General features: G+C 49.3%; 18 protein-coding genes and 2 tRNA genes. 11 read left to right on the plus strand and 9 right to left on the minus strand.

Features of this window, described 5'->3' with window-relative positions:
- From ACWIZX_RS08460 to ACWIZX_RS08500, 9 genes are all read right to left on the minus strand, one after another.
- On the minus strand, positions 1 to 1,354 hold a 1,354-nt coding region (locus ACWIZX_RS08460; RefSeq protein ID WP_448335463.1), incomplete at its 3' end, for a GAF domain-containing protein.
- A complete protein-coding gene (locus ACWIZX_RS08465; RefSeq protein WP_448335464.1) occupies positions 1,323 to 2,105 on the minus strand; it encodes a ParA family protein in 783 nt (260 codons plus the stop codon). The genes ACWIZX_RS08465 and ACWIZX_RS08460, both read right to left, overlap by 32 nt.
- Entirely contained in the window at positions 2,102 to 5,044 is a 2,943-nt protein-coding gene (locus ACWIZX_RS08470) for a GAF domain-containing protein (protein ID WP_448335465.1), read from the minus strand. Before ACWIZX_RS08470 ends, ACWIZX_RS08465 begins: the two co-directional genes overlap by 4 nt.
- Entirely contained in the window at positions 5,041 to 6,750 is a 1,710-nt protein-coding gene (locus ACWIZX_RS08475; protein ID WP_448335466.1) for a GAF domain-containing protein, read from the minus strand. Before ACWIZX_RS08475 ends, ACWIZX_RS08470 begins: the two co-directional genes overlap by 4 nt.
- On the minus strand, positions 6,747 to 8,414 hold the full coding sequence (locus ACWIZX_RS08480) for a GAF domain-containing protein (protein WP_322793571.1): 1,668 nt from the start codon (positions 8,412 to 8,414) through the stop codon (positions 6,747 to 6,749). The genes ACWIZX_RS08475 and ACWIZX_RS08480 overlap by 4 nt, the downstream gene beginning before the upstream one ends.
- The gene (locus ACWIZX_RS08485) at positions 8,411 to 11,683 is read right to left on the minus strand and encodes a GAF domain-containing protein (protein ID WP_322793570.1); all 3,273 of its coding nucleotides are present in this window, start codon (positions 11,681 to 11,683) and stop codon (positions 8,411 to 8,413) included. The genes ACWIZX_RS08480 and ACWIZX_RS08485 overlap by 4 nt, the downstream gene beginning before the upstream one ends.
- 11 nt (positions 11,684 to 11,694) lie before the next feature.
- The gene (locus ACWIZX_RS08490; protein ID WP_322793569.1) at positions 11,695 to 12,156 is read right to left on the minus strand and encodes a response regulator; all 462 of its coding nucleotides are present in this window, start codon (positions 12,154 to 12,156) and stop codon (positions 11,695 to 11,697) included.
- Complete coding sequence (locus ACWIZX_RS08495; RefSeq protein WP_322793568.1) at positions 12,153 to 12,545, minus strand: response regulator; 393 nt, start codon at positions 12,543 to 12,545, stop codon at positions 12,153 to 12,155. The genes ACWIZX_RS08490 and ACWIZX_RS08495 overlap by 4 nt, the downstream gene beginning before the upstream one ends.
- A gap of 409 nt (positions 12,546 to 12,954) precedes the next feature.
- Positions 12,955 to 13,026, minus strand: a tRNA-Gly gene (locus tag ACWIZX_RS08500).
- 125 nt (positions 13,027 to 13,151) lie between these two features.
- Here ACWIZX_RS08500 and mreB point away from each other — a divergent pair.
- From mreB to ACWIZX_RS08555, 11 genes are all read left to right on the plus strand, one after another.
- Positions 13,152 to 14,213, plus strand: a complete 1,062-nt coding sequence (gene mreB / locus ACWIZX_RS08505) for a rod shape-determining protein (RefSeq protein ID WP_416181044.1) — start codon at positions 13,152 to 13,154, stop codon at positions 14,211 to 14,213.
- Between the two features lie 48 nt (positions 14,214 to 14,261).
- Positions 14,262 to 15,110: a rod shape-determining protein MreC gene (mreC, locus tag ACWIZX_RS08510; protein WP_322793567.1), complete on the plus strand. Its 849-nt coding sequence runs from the start codon at positions 14,262 to 14,264 to the stop codon at positions 15,108 to 15,110.
- A 6-nt stretch (positions 15,111 to 15,116) separates the two neighbouring features.
- Positions 15,117 to 15,617, plus strand: a complete 501-nt coding sequence (locus tag ACWIZX_RS08515; RefSeq protein WP_322793566.1) for a hypothetical protein — start codon at positions 15,117 to 15,119, stop codon at positions 15,615 to 15,617.
- Between the two features lie 8 nt (positions 15,618 to 15,625).
- Complete coding sequence (mrdA, locus tag ACWIZX_RS08520; protein ID WP_322793565.1) at positions 15,626 to 17,710, plus strand: penicillin-binding protein 2; 2,085 nt, start codon at positions 15,626 to 15,628, stop codon at positions 17,708 to 17,710.
- 65 nt (positions 17,711 to 17,775) lie between these two features.
- Positions 17,776 to 18,504, plus strand: coding sequence for a septum site-determining protein MinC (minC, locus tag ACWIZX_RS08525; RefSeq protein WP_322793564.1), 729 nt, complete (start codon positions 17,776 to 17,778; stop codon positions 18,502 to 18,504).
- Between the two features lie 14 nt (positions 18,505 to 18,518).
- Positions 18,519 to 19,322, plus strand: coding sequence for a septum site-determining protein MinD (gene minD, locus ACWIZX_RS08530; RefSeq protein ID WP_322793563.1), 804 nt, complete (start codon positions 18,519 to 18,521; stop codon positions 19,320 to 19,322).
- 2 nt (positions 19,323 to 19,324) lie between these two features.
- Complete coding sequence (minE, locus tag ACWIZX_RS08535) at positions 19,325 to 19,591, plus strand: cell division topological specificity factor MinE (RefSeq protein ID WP_322793562.1); 267 nt, start codon at positions 19,325 to 19,327, stop codon at positions 19,589 to 19,591.
- Positions 19,592 to 19,611: 20 nt separating this feature from the next.
- Positions 19,612 to 20,739, plus strand: a complete 1,128-nt coding sequence (locus ACWIZX_RS08540; protein WP_322793561.1) for an FtsW/RodA/SpoVE family cell cycle protein — start codon at positions 19,612 to 19,614, stop codon at positions 20,737 to 20,739.
- A 17-nt stretch (positions 20,740 to 20,756) separates the two neighbouring features.
- Positions 20,757 to 22,271 (plus strand): glutamate--tRNA ligase, encoded by a 1,515-nt coding sequence (gene gltX, locus ACWIZX_RS08545; protein WP_322793560.1) that lies wholly within the window; start codon positions 20,757 to 20,759, stop codon positions 22,269 to 22,271.
- 41 nt (positions 22,272 to 22,312) lie between these two features.
- Positions 22,313 to 22,383: transfer RNA gene (locus tag ACWIZX_RS08550), tRNA-Gln, on the plus strand.
- A 61-nt stretch (positions 22,384 to 22,444) separates the two neighbouring features.
- Positions 22,445 to 24,130, plus strand: coding sequence for a glutamine--tRNA ligase/YqeY domain fusion protein (locus ACWIZX_RS08555; protein WP_448335467.1), 1,686 nt, complete (start codon positions 22,445 to 22,447; stop codon positions 24,128 to 24,130).
- Positions 24,131 to 24,492: the final 362 nt, after the last annotated feature.

Raw genomic sequence — 24,492 nt, forward strand, 5'->3', positions numbered from 1 at the left:
GAGCAACATTCGCCTGATAGCGTTCGCGTTTTTCAATGGCTTGCAGGGCGGTGGTAACTTCTTGAAAGAGATTGGCGTTAGCAAGGGCAATGGCAACCTGCGAAGCAATGGTTGAAAGAAGGTCTGCCTGAATTTCGGTAAAGAAAGCAGATGGATCAAATTCCTGCAGGTAAATGACCCCCATTGCTCTTTCTGCGGTCACCATAGGAACGGCTAGCAAGGCTGCGGGGATGGGTTGTTCGGCGATGATTCCCTTTGCTGCAAAGGTGCCTGCAAGATCCTGGTTAATGCGCAGGACTTCCCGGCTGCGGATGACATAACTGATGGGATCATGACCTAGGGGTCTGGCGGGTAGTGATTGAGCTTGTGAATCAATGGTGTGTACCGGGAAAGTCAGTGTTTGTTGGTCGGCTTCCAGCATTGCGATGGTCAGGTTGCGGCAACCCATTAACTGTACAAGCGCTTGTTGCAGGGTGGCGATGATTTGCTCTCTATCGGTCAAACGGGAAATTTGCTGACCAATTTCATTGAGAGCGGCAAGGTCTTTGTTGCGCCGTAAAATTTCCTGTTCGGCGCGCACCCTTTCGTTCAATTCCTGTTGAACAGCAGCATACAACTCAGCATTTTCCATTGCCAGACCAAGCTGGTTGGCTACTTCCTGAACCAGTAATAATTCTTCCTCGCTCCATCGGCGTTCCTGATCATCGGCCATGATTTTAAGGACGCCGATTTCCTGTTGCCGCTTGTGCAACGGCACGCTGATGATTGCCGGATGTTCGAGAACAGATCTTGGGCGAGATTTAACGGATGAAGGCGAAACGTTCTTAACTTTCGGTTTAGGCTTAGCCGCCGGAGTTTTCTTTTCGGTTGGTTCCGTTTGCACGGGAATGTGCTTTCGTTCGTGTACTTGATTTTGTTGAGGTGAGGGGGCAGGCGGTCTACTGACGACCAACGGCTGACTAAAACCATGAAAACCGGTCTTTTCCCCGTTAACGGCAGGTTTTTTGAAGATTGTCAGGCGGGCAGGTACAGGGTTACCGCTTTTTGCCAGAAATACAACGCTTATATCCAACGGAAAGAGATTTTGGCTCAATGCATTTTGCAGGCTGAATATGGATTCGCTGCTCAACCCAAAACTTGAAAATGGTTGACCGATCACCTCTTCCGGGGAGTATCCCAGACAAGCCTGTAAAGTATCTTCGCAACTGGTATAACAACCGTTTTCGTCGGTTTCCCAATTCCACAGCGGTAATTCTGGCAGCAACGGTGCTTGGGGTGGGAGCTGCCCGGTGACATTTTCGGCGATATCGGCGAAGAGATTTTCAAGCCGGTTGCGCAATTGCTTTTTCGACATATTGCAGGATCTCCTGTGCTAATTGGCGGTATTGCAAGGCGGAACGGCTTTTCGGGGCGTGGTAGATGATGGGCAGTCCGGCAATCGAACTTTCCCGCAGGCGGGTATCTACCATAATTACGGTCTCCAGAACACCATTGCCAAAATTGGCTCGCAGCTGCTCGCTAAGGGTGCGGTGAATGCGGTTGCGGCGGTCAAACATGGTCAGCAATAACCGATAGGTTAGGGACGGGTTGGTTTGAAGGCGAACACGGCGGATCAGGCTCATCATGTTTTTCAATGCATAAATCGAAAAGTACTCTGCCTGTGTGGGTATGATGAGCAAATGCGAAGCGGTGAGGGCATTGGTTACCATTGCCCCTAAAAATGGCGGACAGTCAAAGATTACATAATCAAACGGCAGGAGCACATCGGCAAAGGCTTTTTTGAGGGTAAACTCATATTCCGGTCGGGCGGGTAAAATCCGTTCGATATAACTCAGATCATGATTAGCGGGGATAAGATAGAGACCCGGAATGCCGGTTTCCCGCCAAAGTTGATGAAGCGGGGAACCGTCGGTAACGGAACTCAGAATGGTTGCATGCCCATTCAGCGGGTCTGCTCCCAGCGCCAGGGTGAGATTGGCCTGGGAATCCAGATCGACCAGCAACACTTGTTTACCGGCTTCAACCAGAGCAGCCCCGAGTGAAAGGGCTGTGGTGGTTTTGGCAACCCCACCTTTTTCATTGGTGATAGAAATAAAGTATGTCATTCGTGCCCCTTCCTGCCTGAACCATTTGATCCATTATCCCGTTTTTGCGGGGATGAAGTATCCCCGCTTTCTTGGGGTTGATTTGTGGCATCTTCATTGCCCTTCCAGATGACCTGTGCATGGCTGGCGTTTAAGGTGCGCTTCAATTCCTGGATGGCAATTTCGATCATCATATTCGGGTCATTGGTGGAGCGAATCTTGCTTGTGATCTCCAGTACGCGGCGCTCGCGCTCAGCGCGACGGATGGTCTTTTCCAGCAGGCGTGCGTTCTCCAAAGCAAGCCCAACCTGGTCTGCAACGGCTTGTATGGAGCGGATTTCTTCATCACTCCATACTCGATCGGCAATTTGATCATCTTCAATATAAATCACACCAACGGTTTCACCTCTTAGCCTGACTGGAACGGACAGAGCAGCGGGTTGATTTTCATTTGCCGGACGAACCAGCGTATCTCCCGAAAGCAAAACACTGGAAACTTCCTGTTCTCGCATTTCTTCGAGAGCAATCAATCCATGCGCTGTAGCGCGGTAGCCGATTACCGGTCGTTGGCTGGCTTCTTTGCTCCATTCCTGCTGCAGGTAAAGCCGGTGAACGCGCTGAGATTCTTCAAGGGCTTGCAGCGTCTCGGTATAAAGCCGGTTGTTGAGAATCGCAATGGCAATCTGGTCAGCCAGGATGCTGAATAGCTCGATATCTTCCTGAGTAAAGGCATTGGGGATTGTACTTTGTACATCCAGAGCGCCGATGACTTCGTTATTTGCTTTGAGCGGCAAAGCCATCTCGGAACGGGTTTGAGGCAGGTCAGGATTGTTAAAGAAAACGGCATCCTTCCCAACGTCGGTGGCGATACGCGCTTCACCGGAACCCGTTACATAACCAACAATACCAACCTGACCGACCTTGAGGCGGTGCTGACGGGCGAGCATGCGTTTACCGCCTTCCGAGTTGGCTGCTCGCAGAACCGCGTATTCCTTTTGCTCATCCAGCAGGAAAACACCTACATGGTAGAAGCCGAACCGCTCACTGATCAGGATGGTAAGTTGATTGAGCAGACTTTCCAATTTTTGAGTTGAAACGATGCCTCGTGCTACATCGGATACCGTCTGTAACTGACGGGTACGGTAGAGCAGGGCTTCGTTTTGTTGGGCAAGTTCCTGAGTTCTTTCCCTAACACGGTCCTCAAGGGTGTTGATCAAATTTTTCAACTGGTTGGTCATGAAGTTGAACGCCTGAGCCAGTTTTCCGATTTCATCACCAGTTTCAACCTGTGCCTGAGCCTCTAATTCACCGGAGGAAATGAGCTCGGCAGTTTGCTGCAAGCGAACAATGGGGCGGCTGAACGAACCCGAAACCACGCTGGCAATTAAACCTACCAGTCCGGCAATCAACGTGGAAATCAAGATGGATAAGCGGCCCTGCCGCGCGATCAGACCAGCAAAAGTGGTCTGCTCTCGGACAAAAATCAGATACCATGGCCTGGTTTTCAGGCGGGTAATTGCCCCAATTTCCGGGTGGTTGGGATCATCCGCATGAAATTCTGCACTGAAAAAGGGTGAGTTGAGGTAATTTTCCAGGCCAGCAGAAAGGGCAATATCATTGGTGCTCATTGCGTATAGGGGTAAATTAGGGACGCGATTTGATCGAATCAGTTTTCCCATGACGTCCGATGGCAGCGGCATGATCAGTTTGTAAATGTTGTTCGGGATGAGGGTATCTGCCAGTCGTAAATAATTCTCATCGAGCAAAATCGGATAGGAACGAACACCCACCAGATTAACTTCTTGTTGCAACAATTCCTGCAGGATCAGGGCATCAAATTTTGCGCGTAAAACGCCAATAACCTGCTGACGCTGGTTTCGGATGGGACTGGAAAAGTAGATAAATCCATTGAGATACTTTTGGTCAAAGATTACCGGTGAGGCGTAAACCTGTCCGGTGGTCACCGGCAGGGTGAAGTATTCGTATCGAGATTCGTCCTGACCAACTTGAATAGGGTTGATATCCAGGACCGATTTGCCCTCCAAATCAATCAAGCCATAGGAACGCAGGTAACGCTGCTGACGAGAAGATAATGACCGCAGTGTCAGACTTGCGGCTAACTCCTGTGAACTATTGGTGCGGTAGGTGGGTGAAAGTGAAAGGTAATTTGAAAAGACCGCCAGTGATGCTTCGCTGCTGATGGATTGTTTGTTTTCTTCAAAAAAGGCATCAACCTTTGAAGCGGTTTGCTGGGCTGCCAGTAAGAGAACCTGATTGGTTTGATTACGAAGAGCGTCCTGGAAAAAACGCGAATTGATGATGGAGATGACCAGTAAGGGGACAATGGCAATGGCAAGAGAGATGGTTAGTAATTTAATGCGTAATGTGGCAGACAAAACTTCCAGCATCAAAAGGATGATGTAAACCATCAACAAGATGCCCAACATCACCGGTAAGTACAATTCCACCTGGGGCAGCCTGATTTGGGAGAGAGGTGAAAAATTGCCGGCGATGACCACTGACAGCGCTGAGAAGAATGCCAGCGAAATACCTGTATCCCGGCGTTGACCTTCCAATGCGCCGGTAACCAGAAGGGTCAAAACCAGAAACAGCAAAATGGCAAGCGGTAAAGCTACTCCGGTAATCAGCGCACTAAAAGCAATTGCAACAATTGAAATGATTGGCGAAAGCAGGTAGGCACGTTTTTCGGCTACGTTTCTCTCTGGAAAAGTGGCAGAAAACAGTGATGCCAGGAAACCCGCTGCGCTAAAAAATGCGAGCGTGAAAATTTGCCAGTAAGGCTTATCGAAGGAAGTAAGCAGGAAGATAACGCTTGCCAAGCCAAAAATCACTGCAGTAATTCGCGCAATGCCGGCAGCGAACCGGTCGCGGCGGTAGGCTGGGTCAACCCCCTCTTGCGAGATTATCCGCATGATATTGCTCTGGTAACCGATGTTCATGAAACCTCCACTGGTGGATAATCCCCTTGCTGCATCTCTTCCGGCGGAAGGATTTGTACGACTACTTCGCGTAATCCCAGTTTTTGCCTGATCTGCTGGGCGGTTGTTTTGAGGATGTGCTCAAAATCGGTGCTGGAGCGTACCTGAGTGGCAAGATCGCCAACCAGGCGCTCCCTTTCAGCGCGGAGTTGTAATTCCTCCAACAGGCGGGCTGTTTCCAGTGCGGAGCCTAAACGTTCAGCAGTCGTATTCAGTAAACGTTGAATTTCGGGAGATGGCTGACCACCCTTGAATTTGATGTTGAGCAGTCCAATCACTTCGCCACGGCTTCGGAGGGCAACCTGTACCGAATGGGGATCGGAGCTGGTTTGGCCGGCTTGATTTTCGATGGTTAGGGGGTCAAGCCGTTTACGATTGGGATCGTATCGAAAGCCGCGAGTTTGCCGACTGCTGCGAATATACATTCGCCACGATTTACGAGTCTCTGCGCGATAGCCGCTCTCCAGGTCTGCAACGGTTTGCTCCAGTTGATTAATCAGGCGAATGCGTTCCAAAGCCACTGCCAGTTGATTGGCGATGATTTGTAAGGATTGGATATCCACCTGGGTGAAGGCTTCCGGTTCGGTGGATTGAATATCCAAAGCACCCAATACCCTTTCACCGATTTTGATGGGCAGGGCAATTTCAGAGCGCGTTAACGGCAGAAGTGGATTCTTGAAGTGGACGGCATCCTTACCTACATCTAGCGCAATGCGGGCTTCACCGCGCGCAACCACATTACCCACAATCCCTTCCTCGCCTTTCTTCAAGCGGTGACCCTGGGCGAGCATTTTCTCACCTGGTTCTCCCAAAGCAGAAGCCAAAACGGCATACTCATCTGCCTCGTCCATGAGGAAAATGCCGGCATGATAATATCCCAGCCGTTCGCGGATCAGTTGGATGGTAGTGCGCATCAGGTTTTCCTGATCGGTTTCCATCGAGATTTGATGAGCAATCTCGCCGGCAGTTTCCATCAGGCTGGTCTGGCGGGTGAGCAAGCGAGTGCGTTCTTCGATACGCGCTTCCAGATTTTTCCTTTCCTCTTCCAGCATACGGGCAAGTTCATTTTCTGAAGCGGCGGCTTTGGTGTAAGCCTTGAGAAGGTATCCACTAATGATGGCTAAAGACCAGTTAACCAGAACATACGCGGCGATCACTCCCCCTAAGGTTTCAAGCGCAATTGACTGAGATGCTAAACCGAGCGGCCGCAGCCAACCAAAATACTGAGAAACACCCACCATGACGATCAGAGCCAAACTAAAAATGAACGATAATCTGCCGGCATTTTCATTCCAAAATGTGAAGGCGGTTTGCACTGCCATCAGGAAGACGAAAATGGCGATGCTTTGTACTCCCCAAACCAGCGATAGGGCAATGCCAATGAGCAGATAATAACCGAATAACAGAATGACTCGTGTACGAGCCGGCAGACTTTGGCGAAAAGTGATGATCAGGATGACAACCAGAAGGGGAGCGAGCGCCAGAGGAATGAGGACTTGCCGGTTGAGTGCATTCAGAAAGGCGATCCCCAGGTAAGCGGTCAGGCTGATAATGCTGGTCAGGTTGAGAATCGGTTGGAGGGCGTTTCTCAGGTCTAAAACTCCCTCCTGCCGGTTGAGAGCGGAGGATAAAGAAAACAATGGGCGGGTAGGTGAACTTTCACTCATCCTTGGACTTCCTCCATTCGATCTTCAACCGGTGGAATAAGCTGGACGCTTACCTCGGCAACATTGGGAAGGTGACCAATTTCACGAAGAGCAGCTTTAAGGATCTGGTCAACTGTGTTGGCACGCGAAAACTGGGCAGTCAACTCACTGAGACGTTGCTCTTCAAGTGCGCGGCGTTGTGTTTCCTGAATCAGACGTGCGTTTTCGAGAGCTATTGCGGTTTGGTTGATAACACCGTCAATAAATTCCATCTCCTCTGGCGTCAGGCTTTTCTCTCCCAGATCAAGGGTCAAACTGCCAATTGCCTGCTCACGGAGGGTCAAGGGGATGTGGATTTGATTGGATTGATTACCAGTATGAGCAGCGGAAGGGTTGTGATAGCTGTATTCCAGTTTACCGTGTAAAGCGACTGCATCTTCCCAGGCCTGCATCAAGTAAGCCCGATTGAGAGCGCGAATTTCTTCCAGGTTTTGCTGGGTTTCCTGAAAGAGGCGGGCATTTTCCAGCGCGGTAGCCAGCGAGTCGGCGATTCCCATCAGAATGCGGATATCGTCTTCATCAAAGGCTTCGGGTTGGGTAGATTGAATAGTGAGAGCGCCCAAACAACTGCCGCGGCTGACAATGGGTAACGCCATTTCTGAGCGGGTCAGGGGAAGGTAAGGGTTGTTGAAACGAACCGCCTCTGCGCCGGTGTCAAGGGCAATTCGGGGTTCTTTACGCGCGGTTGCCCAACCGATCATCGAGTTACCACCGACAGCCAGTCTATGCCCGGCTGAAATCATCTGGCGGCCGGCATCACCCGTACCTGCCTTGAGCACGGCAAATTCACCGCGTTCGTCAATCAGAAAGATACCGGCATAATAAAGATCAAATTCCTTTTGAATTAAGTCTACGGATTGTTGTAAAAGGGTATCCGGGTCAAGAAACGTGTTGACCGCTCTGGCGATCTCTGCTGCAGTACGGATCTGATTCAGGCGGCGCTGCAGGGCAGCAGTTCGTTCTTCGACGTTCTTTTCCAGATTCAAGCGGGCTGCATTCAACTGCATGGTCAGGGTGCGTTGCTGCAGTAACGAGCTTTGCAAGCCATTGAGAATGGTGTAAATGGATAAAAGAATGAATCCGCCAACGATACTGAAATGGACGGCAACATTGACCCAGTTGCTGAAACTTATTGAGTTCAAAAGTGTTTCCCGCAAAGGCTGGCTCATGCCGCCGTAGTTCATTCCATAACCCATCCCAACTACGGTAACAAATGCCAAAAGGATGGTAAAAATACCGGCGCGCACCCCCCACAAAATACCCGTGATGAAAATAATAGCCAGTACATACGCTACGGCATTCCGCGTTACCCCATATACAACCATATTTTGGATTGCCAACCCATACAAGACCAGTACGATGGTGAACGTGCGCAGGTTGAAGGATAATTTTCTCGCAACGGGCAGCGCCAAGGCAATCAGCAACGCAGCGGAATAGAGAATTATGGATGTGCGGTCCTGATATTGAATTGCGCGTTGTATGGCAAGGTAGTAAATGACAATACCCCCCAGCGCAAACAAGAGCAGGGTTGTTTGTAAAATACGCTCACGCCATGTAGCCAGCTCACCCTGGCGGGAGATATGCGGAGGGGTATATGCGGGATTGATTTGCCGGATGAAGTTCATTTGCCGTTTCCTTCAGGGTGATAACCGTTGTTGTTACCGGGTGGTTCGAGTTGCGAATCCTCACTTTCAGTTGATAAACTCTGTTGAATTGGGTTGATTCGGATATGGGCTGTGCGAGCACCAACCGCCCGGCTGATTTCATTGACTGAAGTACGAAGAATGGTTTCAATATCTACCGAACGGCGAATTTTACTGGTGATTTCATAAAGCATGCGTTGTCGTTCTACCTGCTGGCGGATTTGATCCACCAGGCGGGCATTGGTGAGGATGGCTCCCAACGAGTCACCCAATGATCCGATGATTTCCTGATCGTTTTCATCAAAGCGTTCCAGATGGTCGGATTCCAGACAAAGAACACCCAATAAATCCTCTGAGAAAAGGACTGGCACGGAAAGGGCCGAGCGTGTTTCGGGGTGAACGGCCGGTGATTCTGCACCAATAGGTAGATGACTGACCCTGATTGGATGCCGTTCCCTGGCGGCTACTGCTGGAAGTTGTTTGCTGGTTTGGATGTTAAATTGATTGACTTCCAACCCCTCATATCCAAGGGCGGTATGCAGAAACAGGTTGCCTTCTTGATCGGCGAGATAAAACGCAACACGTTCCTCTCCCAGGGCTGTACGCAGGTTGGAGACGGTTCGCTGAATGGCTTCGCTGACGTTGGTACTGGTCGAGGCTGCTGTGGTCATCTGGTGCAACAAACGATGCTTAACCAGATTTTCTTGTGCCCGGGCGTAAAGATTGGCGTTTTCGAGTGCCATCGAGAGCTGATCGGCCAGAATTTCCAGCGTATGAATATCTTCGGTTTGGAAGGCATTAACCCGGTCGCTTTGCACATCCAGCGCGCCGATCACCCGATTGGCAGTTTTTAGGGGCACCACCAGTTCCGAACGAGTATCCGGCAAGAGGGGGTTAGGGTAATAATTGGGATTTTGGCGGGTGTTGTTGGAAACAACTGTTTCGGCTTTGGCAACCGCCTGTCCAACCAGGGAGCGGGAACCAACAGCCAACCGATGGCCGGCCGCCTTCATTTTTTGCCCAATTTCGCCGGAAGCTTCGTGTAACACAGCATATTTTCCGCTAGGATCAACCAGAAATACCGAGGCATGGTAATAACCAAATCGTTCGCGGATCAGATTGGTAGCGTTAATCAGCACCTGCTCAGCCTGCAATGAGGATGCCACGTCGCGCGCGATTTCGGCAGCAGTGAGCAACTGTTGTGCCTGCCGATTGCTCAGGTTTTCTGTTTTCTTCAATTCCGTAATGTCTTGTGAAATGACCAGCAAAGCGTAGGGGGACCTGTCGGAAGTATCGGTGTTCGAAAAGAGAGGCACGCGAGAAACCAACTCCCAAAGCGTTTCTCCGTTTTCGGCGTGGTACTCGACCATCTCGCCAATTATTGGAATGCCGGAAGTGATTACCTGCATGTCTTTCTGGTGACGAAGGCTGCCGGCTTCACCGGGGATTAATTCTTCATCGGTGTAACCGCTGATCTCGCTGGCGGAGGAATGTCCAAGGCTGGCAATGAAGGAGTTGGAAACGCGCAGGTAGCGACCCCCTTGATCTTTGAAATAAATCTTTTCGGGCACATTTTCAAGAAGGGCGTTCAGCAGAGTGTGTTCCTGATCGAAAGCCTGCAGGGTGGAAGTCATACTTTCAACCAGTTGAGCATTGCGAATCGAAATGGCAATTTGGGGGGCGATGGTTTCCAATAAAATCAGGTCTTTTTCGGAAAAGCGTTCTTCTTTCTGGTTATCCTGTACGATAATTGCGCCGAGCACCTGCCCGCCCAACATGAGCGGTACGCCCAACCATGATTTGGCGGGTTTCCCAATAATTTTTGCTCCAAGGCGCATGGCGTCGCGTTCGACATCCGAAACCGCATACATGAATTTATACGCATTCCAGCTGGCGGGTAAGTCTTTTGGTTCGAACTTTAAGGGTAGCAGGAGTGATTTTCGATTTTGAATGATGTAAGAAGTCAGTCCTTCACCCAACGGAAAAGGAGGAATCGAAGCGAGTTTGCCATCTTCGAAATGGTAAGGGAAGCGGATGATTTGATGGACATCATCGTAAAGGGCAATGGAGAATGCCAAATCAGGGCCAATTTGCTCGGTAACTTTTTGATGGACGAGTTGATAGAGAGGTTGAAGATTAAACTCGTTACTGATTGCCTGACTGATACTGGTCAGGGTTTCGTAAGCCGACATCTGGTTGCGCAAATTACGGATATTGCCGAGTTTTTCCAGCACCGCGCTGACAGTTTGGGAGAGGTGAATAAAAGGCTGTAAATTGACCGCTGAAAGCGGGGTTGGTTTACGGGAACCGATGATGAGCAGCCTGACTACCCGCTGATTGATCACCAAGGGAAAAATCGCTATTGAGTTACAGTTTCTGCTTTCAAATAAGGAGAAGAGCTCGCTGAGTGCACTGATTTCCTCTTTTTGTTCAAGAATGAGGTACTCTTTACCTGAGAATAAGGTTTGGGGATTTTCAATTTGGATTGTAGTTCCCTTGAACGATTTATCGGAAAGGCGGCCTTGCCGGTCCAGGATGTTCATCAGACGCAGTGTGTTGGGGTAAAGGTCAAAGAAGGCAGAAACAAAATCCAGTTTGGATAAAGTCTCTTCCAGAATCTGATTGACCTGAGCTTCATCATTGGCATGGTTGATTCGCTGAGCAGCGTTGTATACCAGATTTTCTTCCTGACGATCAAATTCAAATGGTTCAAAGGCAAATACGCCCCCAATAGATTCTCGCACTTCATCATCCAGTGAGAGGTCCACTCCGGACTCAACCAGACCTGAATCCGGGTCGGTGCTTTGGGAAATGGACAGGCGCTCAATTTTCCGGTACATGAGCCCCAGTTCGTTGCGAAGCATGTTGAGAGCGTAGGCCAATTTGCCAATTTCATCTTTGCTCTGGACGTTAAATTTTTGACTCCAGTCACCGTTGGCAAGTTTTTCCGTTTGGGAGGAGAGATTTTCAATGGGTACAATAAAAACCTGAAGGAATAACCACACCAATCCCGCACCAACCAACCCGCTGATTCCCAAACCCGCCCAAAATACTGGGTGTGAAAGAAGCGAAACTAAGCCAGTTTGTCCGGTTGCAGCCGACTGCACTAAATAAGCTGTGAGTAAAGTAGAAGCAATTGAAAGCACAAGCGGGAGGCTTATCAGCATCAGTAAAAATAAAAATGCCTTTTGCCTGATGCGGTTGGAAAACGAAGGGGATGATTTGCGGGACGGGGCGGGTGAATTCTTCATTGGAAGGGTTTTTACTCCATTTCCCAAACAGGTTCACCGGCAAGAATGCGTTGGATTTGATCGGGGAAGCGATCCGGGTCGAGCGGTTTACCCAAGAAACCATCAAAACCTGCTTTCCGGGCTTTGTTCATTTGCTCCAGGCTGGCTTCAGCAGTAACGGCAACCACGGGAACATTCTTGAAACGATCCGATTGCCGAATTTTATTGAAGGCGGAGTATCCATCTTCGTAAGGCAGGCGGATGTCCATCAAAATCAGATCTAAGCGGGGGAGTGTATCTGCAAATTCGACAACTTCGTAACCTGAGGTTTTCCATTCACAATGAATTCCTAAAAAGCCCAGCATGCGGGCAATCAGTACGAAGTTGGAGACATTATCTTCAACTACCAGAACGGTGATGTCTTTAAGCAGGCTGCCGGTTGTGCCTGGAGCTGAAACCGGTTTTTGAGGGTTTTGATTGGGGGTGGTATTCATAGCTGCTTACTGCCTTTTCCATTCAAATATTGATAAATTTGTTCGATAAAAGTATCAATATCAATAGGTTTTTCAATATATCCGTCACAACCAGCGCGGAGTGTGCGTTCTTTATCGCCGCGCATAACATTGGCAGTCAGTGCAATGATCGGTATTTGACTGGTGGAAGAAGTGGATTTGATTTGCCGGGTGAGGGTGTAGCCGTCAATTTCCGGCATGTTAATGTCCATCAGAATTAAGTCTGGAGTGTTGGATTCCAACAAATCTAAAGCCTGATGGGCATTTTCGGCTTCCAGTACCAAAAAACCCTCATGTTCCAACAAACGACGAACCAGCATTCGATTGTCAAAATTGTCTTCGATGTAGAGAATTCTCTTTCCTGCGGACATAAGATGAAGCACTCCTTGACTAATGAGAGAGCAAAGCAGGTGGGATTAATTCAGAAAAGTTCCGGTTAAATTATAGTATTTTCTTGGAGCTGGCTCATCATCCCTTGCATTATTGTTAAGTTATTGAAAAATAAAACAAACCGGCTGGTGCAAGGAACTTGCCAGTCGGTGGTAAAAAAATTGAGTTACTGAGCGGGTGATGGGACTCGAACCTTTGCTTGGCCTTAACGGTGTAGCCCATTGATTGGCGAGACAAGATAAAATCCGTCCATGCGTCATTGAGTTGGACGGCGGCAATGTTAAAAACTTGCCCGGTGATAGCAAACGGTCTTTTGGAATTTGTAGAACCCATGTTCACCGCCATATATTGGGATTGGCGGCGGTTTCAGGGCGTCTGACCCCCAAATAGAGCGGGTGATGGGACTCGAACCCACGACATTTTGCTTGGGAAGCAAACGTTCTACCGCTGAACTACACCCGCATTGTGATTGGGATTATATGCTCTTGAAGGGAGAATGTCAAGCACCGTAATATGCTCTATGGTATAATTTTTGATTGATCTGCGTATAAAAATTACAAAATCCATAATGGATTGAGGAGAATAATTTGGCTTTCAATCCTTTCAACTGGCTGATGGGATTGTTTTCTCTGGATATTGGCATTGACCTTGGAACAGCCAACACGCTGGTCAATGTACGGGGTAAAGGAATTGTCATCAACGAACCATCCTGGGTAGCGATTGAAAAACGAACTCGCCGCCCGCTCGCCATTGGATTACAAGCAAAAGAAATGGTCGGGCGCACTCCCGCCAATGTGATTGCGGTGCGCCCCTTGCGTGATGGTGTCATCTCAGAGTTTGAAATTACTCAGGCCATGCTGGGTTATTTTATTGGAAAAGCTCATCAACAGTCCGTAGTGCCCATGCCGCGACCGCGAGTAGTGGTAGGCATTCCTTCGGGGGCAACCGAGGTTGAAAAGAGAGCCGTGTATGACGCGGCCATGTCTGCCGGGGCGCGGGAGACTTACCTGATCGAAGAGCCGCGCGCTGCCGCATTAGGTGCAGGTTTGCCTGTTGCTGAAGTTCAAGGGAGTATGATTGTGGATATCGGCGGCGGCACAACCGAAGTGGCAATTATTTCAATGGGCGGAATTGTGGTTTCGCGTTCATTGCGGGTTGCCGGCGATGAGATGGATCAAGATATCATCCAGTACATCCGCAATAAGTATAATTTATTCATTGGCGAAAGAATGGCAGAACTGGTGAAAATGCAGGTTGGATCGGCTTACCCACTGCCGGAAGAAAAGACCATGAGTGTCCGCGGTAGAAATCTGGTCAGCGGATTGCCGGAAACACTGGAAATCTCATCGGTTGAAATTCGCGAAGCAATATCTGGTTCCGTTCAGGTGATTGTGGATACCATCAAAGACGCAATTGATGAGGCGCCGCCGGAAATTGTGGCAGATTTGATTGAAACGGGCGTTTGTCTGGCGGGCGGTGGTGCGCAATTACAGGGACTGGTTGAACGATTGGCTGATGAATTGCATTTACGGGTATGGGTGGCGGAAGATCCGATGACCTGTGTGGCGCGTGGTGCCGGGATGATCCTTGAGGATCTCGATAAATATGCCGATTTTCTGGTTGGATTGGATCGAACGGGCAGCCGATAACCAGCCATTGTACCTCTGGTTATTGTGTGATAAAGTGCTGGGCAAGACATGAAAACATCCGGTTCTGGATTCTGGCAAACCGCAACACTGCTGCTGGTAGGGGTGGGGCTGGTTTTGTTTGCCTTAAGCGGTTACATGACCCCGCTATTTGGAAGTGTGCTTTCACCGCTGGTCAATATTCAAGAATGGCTGGCAACCCGCTATATTGCTGTTTATGAATTTGTTACCGTGCCGCGGGATGTGGCTACCCTCAGGGCGCGAAATCAACAACTGGAGCAGGAAGTTACCAATCTGCAATCTCAAATTATCGAATTACAACAGCAATTGCGTGAAGCACAGGTTTTGTATGCCCTGCTGGATTTTGCCCGATCCAATCCCCAGGGTGGGCAGTATGTGGCGGCTGCTGTGGTCGGCAAAGATCCAAATCCTTTCCTGAAATACATTTTCATTGATCGAGGTTCGGATGATGGACTGCGTCGTGGTATGCCGGTGATCACAAACCAGGGTTTGGTTGGGCAGGTAGACGCAGTAACTGCCACTGCAGCCAGAGTGAGGCTGATTACGGATCCTTCCTCGGTTGTGAATGTGCGCATTGAACCACATCGTAGTGAGGCGCAACTGGTCGGTTCTGTTACTGGCGATTTGATCGTTGAAATGGTGTCGCAGGATGCCCCCCTGCAGCCAGGTGATCTTGTACTGACTTCCGGTCTGGGCGGAACTTTCCCGTCCGACTTGTTGATTGGGCAGGTCATCTCTGTACGAAAACAGTCAAATGAGTTGTTTCAGTCTGGGGCTGTTCAGCCGGTTGTTGATTTTTCTACATTGCAAGCCGTGCTGGTGATCACCAACTTCAGGCCGGTGGATTTTTCTCCGTTAATCCCAACCACTTCACCTTGATTTGAGATGCTGGTCTCTCTGCTGGGTATTCCAATTTTCACCGTCTTGCTGATGCTACAACTGGCAATTGTCAGTCGCCTGCCGCTGCTTCAGGGAACGGCTGATTTACTCATGTTGTTTGTGATCGGTTGGGCGCTGCATGAGCGAGTCAAACACGCCTGGCAATGGGCGTTGATCGGCGGTATCATGGTTTCGCTGGTTTCGGCGACCCCTTTTTTTGCTCCTCTGGCGGCTTATTTGATTACAACCGGAATTGGAAGACTTTTACAAAGGCAGGTCTGGCAGACCCCGATTCTGGCAATGCTGCTTTTGACGGTTTTAGGAACACTCATTTATCATGGTATCACCTTCGTTGCTTTGTTCTTTAACGGAACAACGCTCCCTGTTCAAGAGAGTATCTCTCTGGTAACATTGCCGAGTACTCTGCTTAATTTAATTTTTGCTCTGCCCATTTTTGTAATTGTCAATGACCTCGCTCATTGGGTTTATCCGGTTGAAGTAATTTAATCCGAAACATGAACGAAAATACTCCTGCTCCTGAACCTCAGTTGCTTAGTGGTTGGCGCTTGATTACCACTTATGTTGTGATTGGCGGTTTGATTGCATTCTATTTGTTTCGGTTGTTCACCATTCAGATTCTTCAAAGTCAAGCCTATCTGATTCGAGCGGAAGATAACCGAACAAATATTGTCCGCCTGCCAACCCAGCGCGGGTTGATTTTTGACCGGAATGGTACCGTACTGGCGCGAAATGTGGCTTCGTATAATGTAGTTATCACACCAGCAAACCTGCCGACCGATGAAGGTGCTGTTCAGGAGGTATATCGCCGATTGTCCGCATTGATCAATGTGCCCGTCAACAACGGGGAGATCAATGAGGAAACTGTCCGCAACTTCACGCCATGTTTCAACGATTTGGGAATTGCACAAATTGTGTTTATCGGCGACTCGCTGGCACCATTCAGCCCGGTACGAGTCAAATGTAATATTGATGAAACGACCGCCATGGTCATTCGTGAGAAGAGTGCCGACCTGCCGGGTGTAGAAATTGAAATCGAACCGATTCGGGATTATCCAACTGGCGTACTTACCTCAACCATTGTTGGGTTTTTGGGACCGATTCCGGCAATTGAACAGGATTACTGGGAAAGCCTTGGCTTTGTCGCCAATCGCGATAAAGTGGGGTACGCCGGCGTGGAAAACAGCCTGAATGATATCTTAATGGGTAAAAACGGGCGGCGAGTTGTGGAAGTGGATAATGCCGGTAAAATCATTCGCGATGTTGAACCTCCCATTGAACCGGTACCGGGTAATAATATCCACCTGACGATTGACGTTCGGCTGCAATCGGCGGCGCGGGCGGCATTGTTGAACAATATGCAATTTTACAATATCCGCGTTGGAGATCCGGACCGTTACACGCAAGGGGTGGTGATCGTGATGGATGTTCGTACCGGTGAGATTCTGGCGCTGGTTTCTCACCCGACTTTTGAAAATAACCGTATGGCGCGTTTCATACCCGCTTATTATTATGAACAATTGACTCGTGACCCGGCCCGTCCGCTCTTTAACCATGCGATTTCTGCGGAACATTCACCGGGTTCAGTTTATAAACTGTCAACCGCCATAGGAGCATTAAATGAAGGGGTGGTTACTCCGGAACAGGAGATCTTTGATCCGGGTGTGATTAAACTGGAACAGCGCTTTGCCCCCAACGATCCCCGCCCCCGTTTTGAGGAGTATGTGTGTTACACCTACAAAACCACCGGCGAAGGCCATGGGGACGTTAATTTTGTTAAAGGAGTGGGGGTTTCCTGCAATGTATATTTTTATAAACTGGGCGGCGGCTACCAGAACGAGGTACCGAACGGCGGATTAGGGATTTGGCGCCTTAAAGAATATGCTCAGGCGTTGGGATATGGGCGAACATTTGGCATAGAACTGCCGGGGGAAGCAGATGGACTAGTGCCGGACCCAACCTGGAAACGGCGTTCGGTTGGCGAAAACTGGGCAACCGGAGATACCTACCTGGCAGCAGTCGGTGAAGGGTATGACCTGGCAACACCCCTCCAGGTATTGGTTTCTGCGGCGACGATTGCCAATAACGGCCGAATGATGAAACCTACCCTCATTCATGAAATTACCAATAGCGAAGGAGAGGTCATCCGTCCGTTTGTTCCCCAGGTCATTTGGGACATCACCAAAGACCCCGTGATCAATATCTATGATGAAAACTTCTTCCAAACGGGTGAAAAGAAAACTGTTCAGCCGTGGGTGTTGGAAGAGGTACGCAAAGGTATGCGTTACACAACCGTCGAAGGTACGGCATCTCTGATTTTTGCTGGAGCTACTTTTGAGTCGGCTGGTAAAACCGGCACAGCTGAGTATTGTGACAACGTTGCCCGCGAAAAAGGGTTGTGTCAGCGCGGCAACTGGCCATCCCATGCTTGGTATGTTGGTTTTGCGCCCTATAACAATCCCGAAATTGCGGTGGTAGCTTTTGTCTATAACGGTGGCGAAGGTGCGGTACTGGCTGCGCCAGTGGTCAGGCGAACCATGGAAGCCTACTTTGAACTAAAAAAGATTGATGAAGGTGAATGAAAACTGAGGAAAGCCACCCCCATTTTTGCAACACAGGCGGGCGGGCTTTGCTATAATGGATATTTATGATTACTAGAACGACGAATCCGGAAGAACAGGCCGGCTACAAGCCCGGCAGCGAGAAAGATTCCGCCATCACGATCAAGGGAATTCGAGAAGGATTGCTGGTGACTTTAGGCGATGGTGACTGGGAAACTTTACAGGAACGGTTATTAAAACAGATCGAAGAAAAAGGGGCTTTCTTTCGCGGGGCGCGAATGGCGTTGGATGTTGGAAATCGTATCCTTCACGCTGCCCAAATGGGTGCTTTGCGCGACCGCCTTTCTGATCGTGAAATTTCTCTCTGGGCGGTCGTCAGCAATTCCCCGGTAACCGAGCGGACCGCTCAAGTTTTGGGATTGGCAACCCGACTTTCCACCCCAAAACCGGAGCGGGTTATCCGTCAGATGGATACCCAATTGCCCGGCGAGGATGCGATATTAATTCAACGGACGCTGCGGTCGGGATTTCGGGTTTCGACGCATGGTCATGTAGTGGTCATCGGCGATGTGAATCCCGGGGCAGAAATCATTGCTGACGGGAATGTTGTCATCTGGGGAAGACTGCGTGGGACGGTGCATGCTGGGGCGCAAGGGAATGAACACAGCGTAGTGTGCGCATTGGAAATGAACCCAACCCAACTTCGCATAGCCAATCTTTTTTATGCGCCACCTTCCAAAAAGAAAAATAAAGGTGCTGAAATGGCACGGGTTGTGAAAAATGAAATTGTTACAGAACCATGGAATACCAGGTGAATCAGGGGAGGAGAATGACTGCTAAAGTACTTACCGTGACATCCGGAAAGGGTGGGGTGGGAAAAACCACCACCACTGCCAATATTGCCGTTGCTCTGGCGGGCTTATCTTACAAGGTGGTTTGCATTGATGCGGATATCGGGTTGCGCAATTTGGACGTAGTGCTTGGACTGGAAAACCGCATCGTTTATGACCTGGTAGATGTTGTTGAAGGGCGCTGCCGTTTGCGGCAAGCGATGATCCGTGATAAGCGTTTGCCCGAACTTTACCTGATTCCTGCGGCTCAAACGCGGGATAAAAACGCCGTGTCGCCTAGTGATATGGTTCGTCTGTGCGATGAATTGCGCAATGAAGCAGATTGGATTTTGATTGACTCCCCTGCCGGGATTGAACGTGGTTTTCGTAATGCACTTGCCCCAGCGGATGTGGTGGTGGTGGTGACCAATCCAGAAGTTTCAGCCGTACGGGATGCAGATCGAATCATCGGCTTGATTGAGGCGGAAGAGAAGGGTCCTGCCCGTTTGATTTTGAATCGGGTTAACATGAATCTGGTCAAGCGCGGAGATATGCTCAACGCCGATGATGTGCTGGAATTGCTGGCAGTTGAATTAATTGGTATTGTTCCGGAAGATGAGGCAGTGGTTGTTTCCACCAATCGCGGGCAGCCGGTTGCGCTGGATGGCAAAAGCAAAGCCGGATTGGCTTTCCAGAATATTGCGCGACGCCTGAATGGTGAACAGGTGCCGTTCCTCAGTCTGGAAGAAAAGGATGGATTTTTTGCCCGCCTTGGCCGAATGTTCCGTACAGGAGGTGCTTGATTATGGCAGGCTGGCTGGAACAACTGCTGGGTAAGAAAGATAAAAGCGCTGAACAAGCCAAAGAAAGATTGAAACTGGTCTTGATTCACGACCGGACGGATTTGACTCCCCACCAATTGGAATTAATGAAAAACGAATTGCTGGAAGTTATTTCACGGCATGTGGCCATTGATCCCGCGGCGGTGAGAATTGATATGGCGCAGGACGGGCGGGAGCAGCGCTTGATTGCCGATATTCCGCTCAAACCCGCCAATGCCCGCCGGAGATAGCAATAAGAAAAAAATAAAAAATGTTGAGACGGGAAATCTGGCGTCATTTTGATTACTGGTTATTTGGTGCGGTATTAATCCTGAGCGTGTTTGGGATTGTGATGATCCGCTCAGCCATTGCTGGCAACCAAGAACTGGCTGGTTCGGTACAAAGCCAGACCATTTATGTTGCATTAGGAATGGGGATCATCCTTGTTGTGGCCTCAATTAATTATCGAACGTGGTCTTCACTTTCCCGCTTGATGTACATTTTTGGGGTTGTGATGTTGATTGGGATTAATATCATTGGCGAAGCGGCGTTTGGCTCAACGCGCTGGTTTCGCGCAGGTGTGATCAACATTCAACCATCCGAACTGGCCAAGATCATCATGATCATTGTACTGGCAGATTACTTTTCCCGTACAGCCGGTCAGCCAAAGAACTTGATCTGGATTGGTAAAAGTGCGTTGATGACCTTTGGGATGGTAGTCTGGATTTTACTGCAACCCAACCTGAGCACTTCCATTGTGGTCATTGTTATCTGGTTTGCGTTGTTGTGGATTAGCGGCTTGCCCACCCGCTATATGATTATTTTTGGAGTGGCTGGTATCTTGATTTTTGCGGCGCTGGTCGGCTTGCTGGCAGCAGGTGTTGATGTGCCATTTATAGAGCCGTATCAGGTCAATCGGATCGTGAACTTCTTGTTCCCGGACCCAAACGCCCGCCATGGTGAAACCTACAACATCGAACAGGCTCTGATCACAATTGGGAATGGCGGGTTGTTCGGGAAAGGATACGGAGCCGGCACACAGGTGCAGTTGCGTTTTCTTAAAGTCCGTCACACCGACTTTATCTTTTCGGCGATGGCGGAAGAATTTGGATTTATCGGCACCACCATGATTATCGGATTACTGGTTTTTGTGGTGATCCGCTGTTTAAGGGTGGCTCAAAAGGCAAGCGACACTTTCGGTAGTTTAATAGCTTATGGCATCGCTATATTGATTTTCTTTCAAATGGCAGTCAATATCGGAGTCAACCTAAACGTTCTGCCGGTAACAGGTTTGACCTTACCATTTATCAGTTATGGCGGTAGTTCGTTAATTTCATTGGTTCTGGGGATTGGATTGGTGGAAAGTGTGGCTGCCCATAGCCAGACCTTAGATTTCTGAAATTTTCAAGGAGCAATATGGCTGAATCATTATCACCTGTGCGTGTCCGTTTTGCGCCTTCACCAACCGGGCATTTACACATTGGGGGGGCGCGTACTGCGCTTTACAATTACCTGATTGCCCGAAAAACTGGCGGGCAATTCATCTTGCGGATTGAGGATACCGATCGGAAACGTTATGTCCCCGGCGCTGAAGAAGAAATCATTAACGGATTACGCTGGCTTGGATTGGAGTGGGACGAAGGTCCAGATAAAGGGGGGCCTTTTGGCCCTTACCGCCAATCGGAGAGAAAAGAAATTTACCAACGATACGCCCGCCAGCTGATTGAAGAGGGGAAAGCCTATTATTGCTTTTGTTCATCGCAGAGATTAGAGGCGGTTCGGCAGGAGCAGTTGAGCCGGAAAGAATCACCGCGCTACGATGGTACCTGCCGAAGACTTGACCCGGGTGAAGCAAAAACGCGTGCAATGGCAGGTGAACCGCATGTGATTCGCTTCAAGACGCCGCAGGAGGGAACCACAACGGTCACCGATTTGCTGCGCGGAGAAATCACGGTCGAGAATCGGGTGTTGGACGACTACATTCTGGTCAAATCGGATGGGTTGGCTCTATACCATCTGGCAGCAGCGGTAGATGATCACCTGATGAAGATTACGCACGTTATTCGCGGTTCAGAATGGTTGCCCACCTTTCCATTGCATGGTTTGATTCACCGTGCCTTTGGCTGGCAGGAACCGGTCTGGGTTCACCTTTCTGTGTTCCTCAAACCGAGCGGAAAAGGCAAGATGAGCAAACGGGAATCAGCGGAGTTAATCAAGGATGGGTACTCCATTTTCATCAAGGATCTGCAGGGTTTGGGTTATTTACCCGAAGCGGTGGTCAACTGGATTGCGCTGATGGGCTGGAGTTATGACGATCATACTGAGTTCTTCACTCTGGAAGATTTAATCGAAAAATTCAGTTTGGAGCGATTAAACCCTGCGCCGGCAGCCATTAATTTCACCAAATTTGACCATTTCAATGGATTGCATATTCGCCATTTACCAATTGAAGAACTGGCCAAACGGGTCAAGCCGTTTCTGGTGGATAAGGGATTTGCGGTATCAGACGACGTGTTACTTAAAATAATCCCATTGATCCAGGAACGCTTGCACACCCTGGATGAGGCTCCTGAAATTGCCGGTTTCTTTTTTATGGAGGATGTTCAGCCGGCTGCTGAGGATTTACTGGTAAAAGATTTGACGATCCAACAGAGTCGCGAACTGGCCGAAAAGGTTTTGGAAATCTTGAGAGGTTTGCCGGATTTGCAGGTATCCACCGCCGAACCTCCTCTGCGCCAATTTGTGGAAGAAACCGGCTTGAAACCAGCTCAGGTTTTTGGGCTGATACGGGCGGCGGTTACCGGTCAAAAAGTCAGCCCGCCATTATTTGAGAGTATGGAAATTATCGGGAAAGAAACCGTGATTCAAAGAATGGAAAAGGCGGTTGTCTTCCTGAAACAAATGGAAGAACAAGCCGCCGCGCAAGCCTAGACAGCCTTATGGAATAGTGATAGAATGTGGCACGTTAGATTTGGGGGCTCGTCCAACGGCAGGACAGCAGACTCTGGATCTGTTGATAGGGGTTCGAATCCTCTGCCCCCAGCCTGATGGCGTAAGCACCCTTTCGAGAGGGTGCTTTTCTCTAATACACAGGAGGTTTACTGATGACCGATCAAACCCAGGAATCCAGCAACTTTATACTCGACGCGGTGAGGGAAGACCTCGAATCGGGGAGATTTAATTATGTGCGTACCCGCTTTCCGCCGGAACCAAATGGTTATCTGCATATAGGTCATGCCAAAGCCATTTGTATTGATTTTGAGACCGCTCAGGCATTTGGCGGGACTACCAATCTGCGCTTCGATGATACCAACCCGGTCAAAGAAGATGTGGAATATGTTGAAGCTATCAAGGAGGACATCCGCTGGTTGGGGTTTGATTGGGGCGATCGGGAGTATTATGCCTCGGATTATTTTGAACAATTGTATGAGTTCGCCGTTCAACTGATCAAGAAGGGGAAGGCGTATGTATGCCACCTCAGCCCGGAGGAAATCCGCGAATACCGCGGCACACTGACCGAGCCGGGTAAAGAAAGCCCGTACCGCAATCGAACGGTTGAAGAGAATCTGGACCTCTTTGAACGCATGCGTAAAGGCGAATTTCCGGAAGGGGCGTGTGTTTTGCGCGCCAAAATTGATATGGCTTCCGGAAATATTAACATGCGCGATCCAGTGATGTACCGGATAATCCATGCACCGCACCACCGAACCGGAAACAAGTGGTGTATTTACCCCATGTATGACTTTGCCCATGGTCAGTGCGATTCGATTGAGGGAATTACTCATTCTCTTTGTGATTTGGCGTATGAGGATCACCGGCCGTTATATGATTGGTTTATCCGCGAGTTAGGCATTTTCCCCAGCCGGCAAATTGAATTTGCCCGGCTCAACCTGACCTATACCATTCTCAGCAAACGATTCCTCAAGCAGCTGGTTGAGGAGGGGCATGTGCGCGGATGGGATGACCCTCGAATGCCGACTTTGCGCGGGATGCGCCGCAGGGGATACACACCCGAAGCAATTCGCAAATTTATCGGCATGGTGGGGGTTTCCAAAAAAGAAAGTGTGGTGGATGTTGCCTTGCTGGAAAGTGCGGTGCGGGATGACTTGAATCTTCGTGCGCCGCGCGTAATGGCGGTCATTGATCCGGTCAAGTTGATCATCACCAATTATCCCGAAGGACAGGTCGAGGAACTGGAGGCCATCAACAATCCCGAAGATCCCTCCGCAGGTACGCGCAAAGTACCCTTCAGCCGAGAACTTTACATTGAACGCGACGACTTCCGCGAAGAACCACCCCCGAAATACTACCGCCTCGCTCCGGGACGGGAGGTGCGATTACGGTGGGGTTACATTATCAAGTGCGTAGATTATGTCAAAGATCCGCAAACCGGTCAGATTATCGAAATTCATTGTACCTATGACCCTGAAACGCGCGGCGGATATGCCCCAGACGGCCGAAAAGTTCAAGGGACGATTCATTGGGTTTCAGCCCCCCATGCACTGGATGCCGAGGTACGCTGGTATGACCGCCTCTTCACCGTTCCCAATCCCAATCAGCCTGAAGAGGGGAAAACCTTCATGGATTATTTGAACCCTGAATCGATGAAAATCATCTTGGGATGCAAGGTAGAACACAGTCTTGCTCAGGCAAAACCGGGTGATCGTTTCCAGTTTGAACGCAAGGGATTCTTTTGCATGGATCCCGATTCTACTGATTCAATGCTGGTATTCAACCTGACCGTAACCTTGCGCGATACATGGGCAAAGATTGAACAAAAAATGAAATGAATCCGTTTAGGATAAAAAGAAAGGCACTCGAGTAAAAAAAATCGAGTGCCTTTTTGTATTAGGAATTCCTTTGAATACCCTCTATATTATTTACTAAAACAGTAGACATTATATAATGTGATTACTGGTGTATGCATGGATGATGAACCTCTCTTTACGCTTAATCGGTTTAAGGTCGTTTGGATTGGTCGTTTTTTCTGTGTAGTTATGCTCTTCTTGATGGGGGCGTTCTTTATTGATCAGGTCGAATTCCTTTTTCAACAGCCAGACCTTATCGAGAACAATTTTCCCTTCAACCTGATTTTTCAATTTGGCTTGATTTGCGGTTACATCATTGCCCTGAAAAAAGAGAAACTGGGATC

The organism is Bellilinea sp. (assembly GCF_053501535.1).

Bases quoted from the DNA above. Each gene is read 5' to 3' on its own strand.
- mreC (WP_322793567.1), top strand. From the start codon at position 14,262: ATGAAAACATCCGGTTCTGGATTCTGGCAAACCGCAACACTGCTGCTG.
- minC (WP_322793564.1), top strand. From the start codon at position 17,776: ATGATTACTAGAACGACGAATCCGGAAGAACAGGCCGGCTACAAGCCC.
- ACWIZX_RS08495 (WP_322793568.1), bottom strand. From the start codon at position 12,545: ATGTCCGCAGGAAAGAGAATTCTCTACATCGAAGACAATTTTGACAAT.
- ACWIZX_RS08470 (WP_448335465.1), bottom strand. From the start codon at position 5,044: ATGAACATCGGTTACCAGAGCAATATCATGCGGATAATCTCGCAAGAG.
- ACWIZX_RS08475 (WP_448335466.1), bottom strand. From the start codon at position 6,750: ATGAGTGAAAGTTCACCTACCCGCCCATTGTTTTCTTTATCCTCCGCT.
- gltX (WP_322793560.1), top strand. From the start codon at position 20,757: ATGGCTGAATCATTATCACCTGTGCGTGTCCGTTTTGCGCCTTCACCA.
- ACWIZX_RS08515 (WP_322793566.1), top strand. From the start codon at position 15,117: ATGCTGGTCTCTCTGCTGGGTATTCCAATTTTCACCGTCTTGCTGATG.
- ACWIZX_RS08485 (WP_322793570.1), bottom strand. From the start codon at position 11,683: ATGAAGAATTCACCCGCCCCGTCCCGCAAATCATCCCCTTCGTTTTCC.
- ACWIZX_RS08540 (WP_322793561.1), top strand. From the start codon at position 19,612: ATGTTGAGACGGGAAATCTGGCGTCATTTTGATTACTGGTTATTTGGT.
- ACWIZX_RS08480 (WP_322793571.1), bottom strand. From the start codon at position 8,414: ATGAACTTCATCCGGCAAATCAATCCCGCATATACCCCTCCGCATATC.
- minE (WP_322793562.1), top strand. From the start codon at position 19,325: ATGGCAGGCTGGCTGGAACAACTGCTGGGTAAGAAAGATAAAAGCGCT.
- ACWIZX_RS08465 (WP_448335464.1), bottom strand. From the start codon at position 2,105: ATGACATACTTTATTTCTATCACCAATGAAAAAGGTGGGGTTGCCAAA.
- minD (WP_322793563.1), top strand. From the start codon at position 18,519: ATGACTGCTAAAGTACTTACCGTGACATCCGGAAAGGGTGGGGTGGGA.
- ACWIZX_RS08490 (WP_322793569.1), bottom strand. From the start codon at position 12,156: ATGAATACCACCCCCAATCAAAACCCTCAAAAACCGGTTTCAGCTCCA.
- mrdA (WP_322793565.1), top strand. From the start codon at position 15,626: ATGAACGAAAATACTCCTGCTCCTGAACCTCAGTTGCTTAGTGGTTGG.
- ACWIZX_RS08555 (WP_448335467.1), top strand. From the start codon at position 22,445: ATGACCGATCAAACCCAGGAATCCAGCAACTTTATACTCGACGCGGTG.